This window comes from Mycolicibacterium xanthum (assembly GCF_019710635.1).
In the GTDB taxonomy this organism is placed as follows: Bacteria; Actinomycetota; Actinomycetes; order Mycobacteriales; family Mycobacteriaceae; genus Mycobacterium; species Mycobacterium xanthum.
In genome coordinates this window covers 251,128-264,794 of record NZ_JAIFZS010000001.1, presented here as the reverse complement: position 1 = coordinate 264,794, position 13,667 = coordinate 251,128, and the positions used below count along the sequence as shown (strand labels likewise).

Annotated in this window: 11 protein-coding genes; 6 read left to right on the top strand and 5 right to left on the bottom strand. The window is 69.3% G+C overall.

Going from position 1 to position 13,667, the window contains the following annotated elements:
• Positions 1-22 precede the first annotated feature (22 nt).
• From JDV09_RS01160 to JDV09_RS01135, 6 genes are all read left to right on the top strand, one after another.
• The gene (locus tag JDV09_RS01160; protein WP_221367261.1) at positions 23-517 is read left to right on the top strand and encodes a (R)-mandelonitrile lyase; all 495 of its coding nucleotides are present in this window, start codon (positions 23-25) and stop codon (positions 515-517) included.
• Positions 518-562: 45 nt separating this feature from the next.
• Positions 563-1,357, top strand: a complete 795-nt coding sequence (locus JDV09_RS01155) for a carboxymuconolactone decarboxylase family protein (RefSeq protein WP_255604623.1) — start codon at positions 563-565, stop codon at positions 1,355-1,357.
• Between the two features lie 206 nt (positions 1,358-1,563).
• Positions 1,564-1,884, top strand: a complete 321-nt coding sequence (locus JDV09_RS01150) for a DUF2255 family protein (protein ID WP_221367467.1) — start codon at positions 1,564-1,566, stop codon at positions 1,882-1,884.
• 109 nt (positions 1,885-1,993) lie between these two features.
• Complete coding sequence (locus tag JDV09_RS01145; RefSeq protein ID WP_221367260.1) at positions 1,994-2,950, top strand: carboxylesterase/lipase family protein; 957 nt, start codon at positions 1,994-1,996, stop codon at positions 2,948-2,950.
• A complete protein-coding gene (locus JDV09_RS01140) occupies positions 2,923-3,624 on the top strand; it encodes a carboxylesterase family protein (RefSeq protein WP_221367259.1) in 702 nt (233 codons plus the stop codon). Before JDV09_RS01145 ends, JDV09_RS01140 begins: the two co-directional genes overlap by 28 nt.
• Positions 3,625-3,807: 183 nt before the next feature.
• Positions 3,808-4,698, top strand: a complete 891-nt coding sequence (locus tag JDV09_RS01135; RefSeq protein ID WP_221367258.1) for a helix-turn-helix transcriptional regulator — start codon at positions 3,808-3,810, stop codon at positions 4,696-4,698.
• Between the two features lie 62 nt (positions 4,699-4,760).
• On the opposite strand, the gene JDV09_RS01130 is transcribed toward JDV09_RS01135, so the two are convergent.
• The 5 genes from JDV09_RS01130 to benA all read right to left on the bottom strand — a co-directional run bounded on the left by JDV09_RS01130 (position 4,761) and on the right by benA (position 13,446).
• Positions 4,761-7,388 (bottom strand): helix-turn-helix transcriptional regulator, encoded by a 2,628-nt coding sequence (locus JDV09_RS01130; protein ID WP_221367466.1) that lies wholly within the window; start codon positions 7,386-7,388, stop codon positions 4,761-4,763.
• Between the two features lie 64 nt (positions 7,389-7,452).
• Positions 7,453-8,748, bottom strand: a complete 1,296-nt coding sequence (locus JDV09_RS01125; protein WP_221367257.1) for an MFS transporter — start codon at positions 8,746-8,748, stop codon at positions 7,453-7,455.
• 69 nt (positions 8,749-8,817) lie between these two features.
• Positions 8,818-11,568 (bottom strand): benzoate 1,2-dioxygenase electron transfer component BenC, encoded by a 2,751-nt coding sequence (benC, locus tag JDV09_RS01120; RefSeq protein WP_221367256.1) that lies wholly within the window; start codon positions 11,566-11,568, stop codon positions 8,818-8,820.
• Complete coding sequence (gene benB, locus JDV09_RS01115) at positions 11,552-12,076, bottom strand: benzoate 1,2-dioxygenase small subunit (protein WP_221367255.1); 525 nt, start codon at positions 12,074-12,076, stop codon at positions 11,552-11,554. Before benB ends, benC begins: the two co-directional genes overlap by 17 nt.
• Positions 12,077-12,078: 2 nt before the next feature.
• Positions 12,079-13,446 carry a benzoate 1,2-dioxygenase large subunit gene (gene benA, locus JDV09_RS01110; protein ID WP_221367254.1) on the bottom strand — a complete coding sequence of 456 codons (1,368 nt, stop codon included), beginning with the start codon at positions 13,444-13,446 and terminating at the stop codon, positions 12,079-12,081.
• Positions 13,447-13,667 lie beyond the last annotated feature (221 nt).

Below are 13,667 nucleotides of genomic sequence, written 5' to 3'. Positions count from 1 at the left end.
GTCGAAGACTCGAGGAGGACACATGAGGCGAATCGCGACTATGACCGCGCTGGCGGCGGCAACCATCCCGCTGGGGATGTGGAAGGCCACTGCCGCCGGGGCGGAGGACCAGCCCGGGCACATGGACGTCTCTCGAGCCGACAGCCGGCCGGCCTCGGTCGGGCCCGCGGAGACGTTCACCGGCGAGGTGAGCGTGAAGCCGCTGTTCAACCCCAACGACGTGCGGTCGAGCGGGGCCGGTGAGGTGTCGTTCACGCCGTGCGCGCGAAGCGCCTGGCACACCCACCCCGCCGGTCAGACGTTGATCGTGACGTCGGGCACCGGCTGGGTGCAGGAATGGGGCGGCCAGAAATACCAGATCAATCTGGGTGACGTGATCTGGACCCCGCCGGGCGTCAAGCACTGGCACGGCGCAACCGACACGGATTCGATGACCCACATCGCGATTCAGGAGCCGGTGGACGGCGTTGTCGTGGAGTGGATGGAGCAGGTCACCGAGGACCAGTACCTCAGCTAGCCGACGGTGTCGTGCGTCCGGGAAGAGCCCGAGGAAAGGACTGAAATGAAGTTGCCCCGCTGGACCATGCTGGCCGCCGCGCTCACCACGGCATCGATGTGGACCGCCGCGTGCGGCCAGGACGACGGCCGCAACGCGAGTCCGAACGAATCGCCGTCGGTCAACCTCGAAGCGGTGTCCCCCGCCCTGGCCGGCTACCGCGACCGGATCGTCGAAGCCGAACTGTGGCAGCGGCCCGGGCTTTCGGCCCGCGACCGGAGCGTGGTGACGGTGGCCGCACTCATCGCGCGCAATCAGAGCATCGACATGCGTGAGCAGTTCGCCGCCGCGCTGGACAACGGCGTGACCCCGGCCGAACTGTCCGAGATCATCACCCACCTCGCGTTCTACGCCGGCTGGCCCAACGCGAAGTCGGCCGTGGCCGCCGCCGAACCGGTGTTCGCCGGTCGCGGCGTCGACAACGCCGAGCTGCCGGCCGCCGAGCCCGAATTGTTGCCGCTCGACCAGCAGGCCGAGGCGCAGCGGCGGGCGAACGTCGAACAGAACTACGGCGGGGTCTCTCCCGGGGTGGAGCAGTACACCACCGATGTGCTGTTCACCGACCTGTGGCTGCGGCCGGACCTGGCCCCGCGCGATCGCAGCCTGGTGACGGTCAGCGCCCTGGTCGCCAACGGCCAGGTGGCTCAGGTGACCTACCACCTCGGCCGGGCCATGGACAACGGACTGACCCGGGAACAGGCGGGCGAGGCGCTGACCCAGCTGGCCTTCTACGCCGGCTGGCCCAACGTGTTCTCCGCGCTGCCGGTGTTCCGCGGCGTCTTCGAAAGCCGGGGCAATTGACGGCCCACCCGCACGAGGCTGCGTGCCGGGCCCCGTCGCACCCGCCTGCTGCGCGCAGCGCCGTGCGGCGTCCCGCCGCCACGCTGTCGGTGGGTGCGCTGAGGGTGTTGCTGACGCCGGTCACAATGACGTCCCACCGAACGGAAGGAAAGGGCCATGACCGAGTGGGCCCCTGACGACCTCGACACCATCGCCGAGGCAGACCAATCCAGATCACCACGCTGCGCCGCGACGGGTCGGCCCGCACCTACCGGCCGATCTGGGTGGTCCGCTGCGGCGACGATCTGCTCGTCCGCTCCTATCGCGGCGCCGACGGCGGCTGGTACCGCCACGCCCGGCAGTACCCGCACGGCAGGATCAAGGTACGCGGAACCGAGCATGACGTCTCCTTCGCCGAGGCCGCCGCCATCTCGACCGATGTAGTCGACCGGGCTTACCGCGACAAGTACGGCGCAGGCGGCTACGTCGACGCGATGATCCGTGACGGCGCCGCGTCGACCACGCTGACGCTCACCCCGGAGTCGTGAGCCCGCCGGTCGTCGATGGTCGGAGACACGGGTAGGTTCCCGACCGCGAATCCGCCTGCCCGGCAGCACACCGCGGTCCAGGCCGCCTCATGAACGGAGCTGAATTTCCTTGCCTACCAACAGCGCCGGAGCACCCCGGGCGGCAACAACCACCGCAGCACGCAGGTCGCCGATCATCGCCCGTCTGCTGGCCTGCGCGGCGGCAGCCGCGGCCGTCATCGGCGGGATCGCTCCGGTGGCACACGCTGCCAGCACCGTCGAGATCGCCCAGGGGTCGGTGCGCGGCGTCACCGAAGGCGGGGTCACCAGTTTCCGCGGAATCCCGTTCGCCGCGCCGCCGACCGGCGAGCTGCGGTGGCGTCCGCCGGCGCCACCGGCTTCCTGGAACGGGACCCTGGACGCCACCGAGTTCGGTCCGTCCTGCATTCAGGGTCGCTATTCGGGTCAACAGCCGGTCGCGCAGTCCGAGGACTGCCTGACCGCCAACGTGTGGACACCGGACGGGACGGCCCCCGGCGCGAATCTGCCGGTGATGGTGTGGATCTACGGCGGCGGTTTCTCGATCGGTTCCAGCGCGCTGCCCGACTACGACGGGACGAACTTCGCCGAGCGCGGGGTCGTGCTGGTGAGCTTCAACTACCGCCTCGGCAGGCTCGGCTATTTCGCCCACCCCGCTCTGACCGCCGAGGACCCCGACGGCGAACTCGGCAACTACGGCCTGATGGACGCCATCGCCGCGCTGCAATGGGTACAGGCCAACATCGGCGCGTTAGGCGGCGATCCGGACAACGTGACCATCTTCGGCGAAAGCGCCGGCGGGATGACCGTCAACTACCTGATGTCGAGCCCGCGCAGCCAGGGCCTGTTCGACAAAGCGATCTCTCAGAGCGGGTTCAACCGGCTGCCGATGCCGCCCATCCGGGATGGCGGCCCGGCCTCCGGCGAACAGCAGGGCACGGCTTTCGCCGAGTCGCTGGGCATCACCGGCGCCGGACCCGACACCGCCCGGGCGCTGCGCGACCTGCCCGCCGACACCGTGTGGGCGGGGGCGACGCCGACCGGCTGACACCGACGATGCCGATGCTCGACGGCACATTCCTGGTCGGCAACCCCTACGAGGTGTTCGCCGCGGGGCGGGAGGCCAAGGTGCCCTTCATCGTCGGGGGCACCAGCTGGGAGGCCTCGCTGGTCGAGTCGTCGCAGACCGATCCCGAAGGCACCCTTGCCCGGCTCGGATCGCAACGCGACGACATCACCGGTCGCTACCCCGGCGATGCCGCTGCACAGGCCCAGGACATCACGACCGACATGTTGGTCACCGAGCCGGTGCGCGACGCTGCCCGGCTGCACTCTGCGCACGGCCAGCCGACCTATGCCTACAACTTCGACTATGTGCCTGCGGCACTGCGGGACAGCCAGCCCGGCACCCCGCACGCGGGTGAGATCGTCTACGTCTTCGACACCCTGCAGAACCGGCCGTTCCGTACCGGCGGCCGCGACCATCCGCCGGCCACCGACGAAGACCGCCGGATGGCCGACGCGGCGATCACCTACTGGAGCAACTTCGCCAAGACGGGTGCGCCCGGCAGCGTTGCGGGGGTGAAGTGGCCGACCTTCGCGCCCGACGACACCTTCCTGCAGTTCGGCCCGGTCGGCCCCCGGGTGGTCGAGCACTTCCGCCGCGACCAGCTCGACGCACTCGTCGACCTGCCGCCATCGCTGCGGATTCCGGCGATGTGAGCCGATGCCCCCAGCGGTCACGGCCGACCCGAATCACCTCCGAAACCCGTCCCGGCCAAGGTTGCCGGCGGACCGGCAGCTCTGGGCTTCGCGCATCCGAGGTGAGCGGCGCCCGGCAGGATCCGGTGACCCAGGTATTGGTAGTACATCCCATTGCCGCTGGACACGACCTAGCCTGGGACTGTGGACAGCAAGAGCGACATCCGTGACTTCTTGACTACCCGGCGGGCCAAGGTCACCCCCCAGCAGGTCAATCTGCCGTCTTACGGCAAACGGCGCGTCCCCGGGTTACGGCGCGAAGAGGTCGCGGCATTGGCGGGCGTGAGCGTGGACTACTACAACCGCCTGGAGCGCGGCAATCTCACCGGGGTGTCGGATTCCGTGCTGGAGTCGATCGCCAGCGCGCTGCAACTCGACGAGGCCGAACGGTTGCACCTCTTCCGGCTCGCGCAAGCCGCCAACACCACACCGCGCGCCCGGCGCAGCGGCGTCCGCCGCCCGCAGCTGAGCCCCAGCCTGCAGCGTGTCCTCGACGGCATGACCGGGGTCGCGGCGATCTTGTGCAACAGCCGGATGGACCTCCTCGCGGCCAGCACGCTGGGCCGGGCCCTGTACTGGCCGGCGTACGAGTTCGAATCTCCCACGCCGAACCTGGCGAGATTCGCCTTCCTGGCCCCGGCGGCCGGCGAGTTCTATCCGGACTGGGACGGTGCGGCCAACGTCGCGGTGGCACTGCTGCGCACCGAGGCCGGCCGCAACCCGCACGATCCGGGCCTGACCGCACTCGTCGGCGAGCTGTCCACCTGCTGCACCGAGTTCCGCACCCGCTGGGCCGCCCACAACGTGCGCACCCACTACAACGGCACGAAGACTTTCATGCATCCTGCCGTCGGCGAACTCACCCTCGGCTACGACACCATGGATCTGCCCGGCGACACCGGCCTGCGGCTGACCGCTTACACCGCCGAGCAGCCATCCAGGTCCGCCGATGGACTGCAGCTGTTATCCAGTTGGGCAGCAACCACTTTCGGACCGCAGGCCGCGACGGCAGAAAGCGACGCCGCCAACCAGTAGCGGTCCGCAGGCCCAGGGGTGTACTGCCGGTTCCCGACTCAGCAAGCCCCGGCGGCCGGCCGTCAGCGCCGCAACGCCACCAGCTCCGACCTCGAGCGCACACCCAGCTTGGCGTAGATGCGGGTCAGGTGATACTGCACGGTCTTGTGTGAAACGTACAGCTCGGCGGCGACCTCACGGTTGGACAGACCCTGGGTGACCAACGTCGTCACCGCTTCCTCCTGCGGGGTCAGCTCGATCCCGGCACGGGTGTCCCGGCTCTGGTTGAAGCCACCGGCTTTGAGTTCGCGATCGCACCGCGCCACGTAGGTGTCGGCGCCGAGCGCAGCGTAGAGCTCACGTGCCGTACCGATCACCGCGTCGGCGGCGCGGCGTTTGCCGGCTCGCCGCAGCGTCTGCCCGTAGGCGAAGTTGACCCGCGCGGTGTCGTAGCGCAGCGGCAGACCGTCGAGGAGCGCCAGCGAGTCATCGAAAACCCGCTGTGCCGAATCGATATCACCGGTTGCGCCGTAGAGCCGGCCGCGGGCGTAACCCAACCGGGCCTGCGCACTGCGGTGGCCTCGGGCCGCCGCGCGCTGTTCGTGCGGTTGCAGCAGAGCGTCCGCCGCGGCCGGGTCACCGTCGAGCACCATCGCGTTGGCCAGGGTGTCGACCCACGGCCAGTATCCGGGCTCCTGCAACGAGGTGCCGGCGGCGATCTTCGAAAGCGGTTCGAGGATTCGGCGAACCGCACCGTAGTCGGCCTTCGCTTCGGCGATCGCGGCGCGCAACAGCGACAACGGTATTCGCATGATGGCGTAGTCGCCGCCCTGCGACGCTGCCCGGACCGCGGCTTCTGCGGCGGCCCAGTCGCCCCGTAACGCGGCGATCTGTCCGGCGGACCATTCCAGAAGTGGTGTGACCAGAACGATTCCGCTCGACGTCGCCAGTCGGCGTCCCTGCTCGACGCTGTCCAGCGCGCTGTCCCACTCCCCCATCACGAACTGGGCGCGAGCCAGCCAGCCGTACGCCCACAGGGTGATGCGGGTGGAACCACCGAGCGCGGCTGCGGCGACCGCGCTTTCCAGGCTGGCACGGGCGGCGTCGATGTCGTCGCACACGAGCTGAACCCATCCGCGGCCCATCACGACACGCTGCGCCTGCGCGCCGTAGCGCACCCGACGGCTCAGGTCCTCGTAAGCGTTCACGGCGCGTTTGGGCTGACCGGCGGCGAGTAGTCCGAGACCCCGGATCGCCGCGGCTTCCACACCGGCCGGCGAATCCCGGTCAGCGAGTTGCAGCGCGCGGTCCGCCCATGTCACCAGCTGCGCACCCTGGCACTGGACCAATGCGTGCAGGACATGCCGTTGGGCGATGAACGCGGCGGTGTCGGGGTCCCGGTCGGCGTTGACGATCTCCCAGGCACGACGCAATCTCAGGTCGGCCTCGGTGGCTCGTCCCCGCAGGATGGCCAGGTATGCCAGAACCGCGTTGCGCAGTGGAGTTTCGCGCAGATTCTCCACCGCGGGCACCAGAACCGCCGCTCCGACGCAGTCGCCGGCGGCGACCAGGGCGTCCACCGAACGGGTCAGGCGCTCGTCGCGCAGCAGCGGTTCGGCGGTGAGCCGACTGGCGTCGCGGAACAGCGTGGCTGCCCGGTTCCAGGCGCCCTGCATACCGCACGCCCGGGCCCGGGCATCCACCTCGTCGGCCAGCGCGGCGTCCGGCACCGGGGTGGCGGCGACGCGGTGTCCCAACCGCGCGACCGGATCGGCGAGGATGTCGGCTGCGCGCCGATGTGCCGCCGCGGTGGCCTGCGCACCTGCCAGGTCGATGACCGCGGCACAGGTCAGCGCGTCGCTCAGTCGGGGCTCCAGCGGGTCCACCGCAATCAGCAATCCGGCCCGGGCGGCTGCTTCGACCGCCGCCAGCGGTTCCTCGAGCTCGGCCAGCCGGGCGGCGTCGGCCAGCGTTGCGCCCTCGCCGAGGACGGCCAGCGCGAAGACCAGCGCATGCCCGGCCGCGCCGGCATCGTTCAACGCGACGGCGACATCACGCGTCACCGCGGCCGGTGCGGGCAACCGCGCATCGAACCGGCTCCACGTCTGTGGTGGTACCTCGTCGAGCAGCGCGAGCAGGTGGCTCGGACTGCCGTGAATGTGCTGGGTGAGCCGGTCGGCCATCGACGGGTGCAGGATGCGACCCCGGGCGGAGGCCAGCTCTGCGACCTCCGCGGGGCCGAGCCCCGGCAGGCGGAGTTCACCGCCGACGAGATCCTGCACGGCCAACCGTGATCCGTCGGTGGCCAGGACCACCAGGGCCGGCACCGCGCGATGGTGCCGGGCCAACGTGGACAGCGCCTGCCAGGACAACAGATCCGTGTGCTGGGCGTCGTCGACGATGACCAGGCTGGGATCCTCACCGCGCAGCGCCGTCGCCAACTCCTCGGCGGCGGCCAACGGATCGGTCGCCGCGGCGGCCTGGAGCAGCTGCGACACCACGGCACCCGCGGTTGCGGCCTCCCACGGGGTCGCCGTCGCCCATCGGGTGCCCGGGTGCTGTGCGGCCAGACGCCGAAGCAGCGCGGTCTTGCCGAACCCGGGCTCTCCGCTGACGGTGATGACGGTCAGCCCGGCCACCGGTGTCGCAGCGAGTCGCCGGTCCAGCTCGTCGAGTTCACCGACGCGGCCGACGAAGGTGACGGGCGCCATGGGCACGGTCCCCATGGTAGGAGCCGGCGGCACGGTCGTCGGCGGTTACCGGCCCGGTCTGCCGCTACGCCGCCGCCGTCACGGCGACCCGGTCAGCGCTCGCGGAGCGCCGGGGTGCGCGCGGCACGGTCGCGGTGACGGCGGCCCCGAGGACGGCGAGGCCGGCAAAGATCAGGAATGCGGCGGTGCCGCCGATGCCGGCGCCGACGAGCAGGCCGCCGATGATCGGGCCGATGATGCCGCCCAGTCGGCCGAACCCGGCGCACCACGCCACCCCCGCGGCACGCGCGCGGGTCGGGTAGTAGTTGGACACCATGCCGTAGATCAGCACCTGGGTGCCGATGGTGCCGACCCCGGCGACGGCGACCGCGACCAGCAGCACCGGCAATGCCAGCCCCAGCGGCAGCAGGATCAGCATGACCGCCGCGAGGACGAACGTGGTGGCGATCACCTGTTGCGCCCCGCCGCGGCGGTCGGCGACGTAGGAGGCGACCAGGCCGCCGACGATGGCGCCGAGGTTGAGCACCAGCAGGAACATCAGCGAGTACGCCTTGCCGTAGCCGTTGTCCTGCATGATCTGTGGGAGCCAGGTGTTCAGGCCGTAGGTCAGCAGCAGTCCGACGAAGCTCATGATGCCCAGCAGCGCGGTGGGCCACGCGAGCGGGCGCCGGACCAGTGCGGCGTAGCCGATATGGCTGTCGCGCACGTCGGCGATCGGCGCCGCCGCGGCGGGGGTGGGTGTTGCCGCCGCGGCGCCGCGGGTCTGCAGCCATTGCGGCGACTCGGGAAGCTTCCAGATCGCCAAGGGCAGCAGCACGAAGAACGGCAGCGCACCGATGGCGAACAGCACCCGCCACTGCGCACCGTCGGCGAACAGCAGCGCCAGCAGCGCGGCCATCACCCCGCCCGCGGGCACGCCGCTGTAGACGACGGCGTTGAGCCGGTTGCGTTGGTGCGGTTCGGCGAACTCGGCGACCAGCGCACCCACCGTGGCGACCAGGGCGCCGACACCGATGCCGGTGAGGAAGCGGCACAGCCCGAAGGTCGCCGTCGAATTCGCCACCGCGGTGAACCCCATGCCGGCCGAGAACCACGCGAGGTTGACGAGAATGACCCGCCGCCGGCCGATCCGGTCACCGACCGCACCGGCGGTCAGCGCGCCGACCATCACCCCGATGAGCGCGTAACTGCCCAGCGCGCCGGCCTGCTCGGGTGACAGCGCCCCGATCTGCCCGGGGTCGGCGAGCAGGACGGGAACGACCGTGCCGTACACGACCAGGTCGTAGCCGTCGAAGATCAACGCGAGGGTCGACAGTGCGACCACCCACGCCAACGCACGGCTGCTGCGGGATTCGGACATGGTAGATCCTCCGGTGAGATGCCGGCTCGGGCCGCGCGAACGGCCGAGCCTGGGGGTGATGGGTGGCGGTCAGCCCAGATCGCCGCCGGCGACGGGCAACACCGTGCCGGTGATGTAGGAGGCCTCGTCGGAGGCCAGAAAGCAGATCGCGGCGGCCTGCTCGTCGAGCGTCCCGTACCTCTTGAGTAGCGAGGATCCGATGGTCTGTTCGATATGGGCGTCGAACCAGGCCTGTTCGGTGGCGTCCTTGGGCGTCGGGGTGCCACGGGAGACCCGACGCGGCGGTGCCGCGGTGCCGCCCGGCGCGGTCGCGACCACCCGGATCCCGCTGTCTGCGTACTCCATGGCCAGCGATGCGGTGAGGGCGTTGATGCCGCCCTTGGCCGCCGAGTAAGGGATCCGGTGAATGCCACGGGTGGCCGCCGAGGAAACGTTGACGATGACACCGCCGCCGTGGCGCACCATCGCGGGCAGTGCCGCGTGGCAGGCGTAGAGCGTGGTCATCAGCGAGCGTTCGATCTCGGCGCGGATCTCGGCCGCGCCGAACTGCGTGAAGGGCTTGAAGTTGATCGCACCGCCCACGTTGTTGATCAACACGTCGATCCGGCCGAACGCCGACAGTGCTTGGTGGACCACCGTTTCGGCGCCTTCGCTGTGTTCGAGGTCGGCGGTGACCGCCACCGCCGACGATCCCCGGGCGGCCAGCTCGTCGGCGAGTTCCTTGACCAGCTCCGACCGGTCGGCCAGCACCAGGGTGCCGCCTTCGGCGTGGATACGGCGGGCGGTCCGTTCCCCGATGCCCTGCGCGGATCCGGTGACGACGACGACCTTGCCGGCGAACCGGCCCGGCGTCACGAAGACCGGGGTGGACGCGGCCGCGGCATCGGCCATGGCACGGCGCATCGTCTGCTTGGACCGCTCGGCGTGCGCGGCGATCAGGGCCCGTACCGCATCCCGGTCGCCGGACTCGAACCCCGCGACGATGTCGACGTGGTCCTGGGCGCACCGCGGGTGACACCAGGTGGCGTTCCGAAGCACCTCTTCCATCCGGCCTTTGACACCGAGTGCCTGGTAGGCGTGCAGCAGGTGCTCGTTTCCGGTCAGCGTGAACAGATAGTCGTGGAACGCGGCGTTGGTTTCGGTGTACTGCTCGGCGTCGACGAACCGGTCGCCCTCGACGTAGGGCAGCGTCGATTCGGCGAGCAGCCGGTACCCGGCCAGCTGCCGGCTCGTCAGCCGGCCCATCGTCAGTTCGAGCGCACCGAGTTCCAACGCCGATCTGGCTTCGAACAGGGCGTCGGATTCGCGCACCGCGGGGTGCTCTTCGCCGATCTGGTAGCCGTCCTCGCTGACGACGGGGCCGTCGTCGGCCGACGCCACCGGTGACCCGGAGTCCGTCGCGGGGCCTGGGCCGGCCGGCGCCGCGAACACCGGCTGACCGGCCAGGCTGCGCGCCCCAGTCTCGTGCAGGCGGCCGCCACTGCCGTCGAGCAGACGGGTCGGCTCACCGCCGCCGCCCGGCCGCCACACCCGCTGGCCGGCGATGCTGCCGATCACGTCGCGCTCGTCGGCCGGGGCCGTGGTCGCTGCGGCCGGGGCGAATTCACGAGCGGGCAGGACGATCTGTCCGGCCACCGCGCGGGCGTCGGGCGCGGGCATGATCTCTTCGACCGGCACCGGGGACGCCCCGGATACGGCGTCCGCGGTTGGCGCCGACCTCACGGCGGCGCCCGGTGTGGCCAGACCGAACTTCTCGTAGTAGAAGCCGGTGGGCTCGATTCCGGCCGCGCCGAGGTGGGAGCGCACCGACTCGACCATCGGCGGCGGACCGCAGAGGTAGATGGCCAGGTCGCCGGCGTGCAGATGCCCGGGCTCGATCAGGCTGGTCACGTAGGCGCGGTCCGGGCCCTTGTTGGGCGCTGCGCTGCCCGGGTCGGATACGCAGTAGTCCCAGGTGAAACCGGGCAACGCGGAGGCGATCTCGGCGATCTCGTCCAATGCGGTGAGGTCCTCGTCGGTGCTCACGCCGTAGATCAGGTGCGCCGTGCGGGTGCTGCCGGATGCACGCAGCGTGCGCAGCATCGACAGGATCGGCGCCACCCCGGTGCCGCCGGCCAGCAGCAGCACCGGACGCTGGGCTTCGCGCAGGAAGAACGAACCGTTGGGCCCGGTGAACGTGAGGGTGTCGCCGACAGCGGCGCGTTGCGTCAGATAATCGGACATCACCCCGCCGGGGGTCAGTTTCACCAGGAATTTCAGGACTTCCTCGTCCGGGGCGTTGGCGAAGGAATACGAGCGGGTCTGATCGGTGCCTGGAACGGTGATGTTGACGTACTGACCGGGCAGGAAGGCCAGCGCGCCGCGGTTCGCGATGGTGACCCCGATCTCGACGGTGGTGGCCGACAGCCGCTCCAGCCGGCTCACGGTGCCGGTGTAGCCGGCGGCCTGGGTCTTGGCCGAGTCGGAGGTGGCCGCGATCTGGAGCACCAGATCCGATCGGGGCCGCATGCTGCACGGCAGGACATAGCCGGCTGCCGCCTCGTCGGCGGGCAGGGCGTCCTCGATGTAGGTTCCACCGTCGTAACCGCCTGACTCACACAGCGCCTTGCAGGTGCCGCAGGCGCCGTCACGGCAGTCCAACGGGATGTTGACGCGCTGGCGGTAGGCGGCATCGGCCACGGTCTGATCGCTGCGGCAGGTGATGAATCGGGTGACACCGTCTTCGAAGGACAGTGCGACCGAATGAACTTCGGCCACGGTGGATTCGGCCGGGGTTGCGGATGGGGCGGACACGGCAGTCACCTCAGAAGTGGTAGACATCCACCACGTGGTGGATGTAGTCGTTCTTCAGCACCACGGTCTTGCGCCGGATCAGCGGTTGCGCGCCGCCGAAATCGATCGTGTAGAAGGAAGTGCCGTAGTACGGGTCGATGGTCTTGTACCGGAAGTACATGGTGTGCCAGTTGAAACGGACATCGACGATGTCTCCGCGACGTTCGATCACCTCGACGTTGGAGATGTTGTGGCTCGTGCGGGGTTCGGGCAGCGACGTCGCCGACGAGCGTTCGGTGCGGATGCGGAACACCCGGTCCTCCAATCCGCCCTTGTTGGGGTAGTAGATCAGGGAGATGTCGCGCTGCGGATCTTCGACCAGCCGGTCGTCGTCGGTCCAGGCCGGCATCCAGTAGACGACGTCGTCGGCGTAGCAGTCCAGCCACTTCTCGAACTCGCGGTCATCCAGGTACCGGGCCTCCCGGTAGAGGAACTGCTCGATCGCGTTCTGGGTGATCAGTGTGCTTGTGGTACTGGGGTTTTCGATGGTGGTCATGCTCACTTCTCCGATTCCGACTGCAGGGCCGCACGCATGGTCTGCAGCCAGAAGCCATGCTGCACGGGATAGAGGCCTTCGTCTTCGTTCTTGACCCCGGCCGAGATGACGCCGTCCAGACCGAGGGACGACGCGACCGGATCGGGACCGCTGAGCCAGTGCTGCGCTCCGCGACTCATGTCGTTCCACGGGGCGGCTTCGGCACGGAAGGTCAACTGGCAGGACCTGAACTCTTCGAGGTCGTCGGGCGTCGCCATGCCCGAGGCATTGAAGAAGTCCTCGTATTGCCGGATCCGATGAGCCCGGGCCGCCGCGCTCTCCCCCTTCGGCGCGATGCAGTAGATGGTCACCTCGGTCTTGTCCGGCGCGATCGGGCGGAAGTGCCGGATCTGGGTCGAGAACTGGTCCATCACATACACATTCGGATACAGGCACAGGTTGCGCGAACCCTTGACCATGAACTCGCCCTTGGCGTCGCCGAACGTCTCCTTGAGTTCGTCGAGCTTGTTCCACAGCGGTCTGTCCTGCGGGTTGGCCGCCCACGTCCACAGGCACAGGTGCCCGTGCGGGAACGACCAGTACCCGCCGCCGGATTTCCCCCAGCTGCCCGCGTCCAGCGCCTTGGTGTCGTTCCTCGACTCCCCGGTGGCTCGCCGGCCGGTGGTGGCGGCGTAGTTCCAGTGGGTCGCCGTGACGTGATAGCCGTCGGCGCCGTTCTCGGCCTGCACCTTCCAGTTGCCGTCGAAGGTGTAGGTCGATGAACCGCGCAACACCTCCAGACCGTCCGGGGACTGGTCGACGAGCATGTCGAGCACCTTGGTGGTGTCACCGAGGTGCTCGGCGAGGGGTAGCACGTCGGCGTTGAGACTGCCGAACAGGAAGCCGCGGTAACTGTCGAACCGGGCGACCTTGGTCATGTTGTGCGAACCATCGACGTCGAACGTGTCCGGATAGCCGGCGCCGTCGGGGTCCTTGACCTTCAACAGCGAACCGTCGTTTCGGAAGGTCCAGCCGTGGAACGGGCACGTCAGCGTCATCCGGTTGTCGGTCTTGCGCCGGCAGATCATCGCACCGCGGTGGGCGCAGGCGTTGATCAGGCAGTGCAACTGGCCGGCCTTGTCACGGGTGATCACGACCGGTTGGCGACCGATGAAGGTGGTGAAGTAGTCACCCGGGTTGGCCACCTGGCTTTCGTGGGCCAGGTAGATCCAGTTGCCCTCGAAGATGCGCTTCATCTCTAGTTCGAAGATCTCGTCGTCGGTGAAGATGCGCCGATTGGCGCGGAAGATCCCGGCGTCGGGATCGTCGATGACCGCGTCGGCGAGGACGGCAGCCAGGTGGGACGAGGGTTGTGACACTGATGCGGTCATCGAGGGCCTCCGGCGAGTAGTCAATGTGGTGCTCACCAGCACACTGACACCAGGTGGCCCCGGTCACACTAGGCAAAGCCCTAGTCGTGCCTAGGACCCCAATTGATCACTGCTGATTATCAATCATGCCGATCTAGGTCTTTGTCTTATATGTATCTCGGGTCTACCGTCAGGGTGTCGGTGGTCACAGTGGGTTCGATTCCGGGCCCGCCGCACAGCCA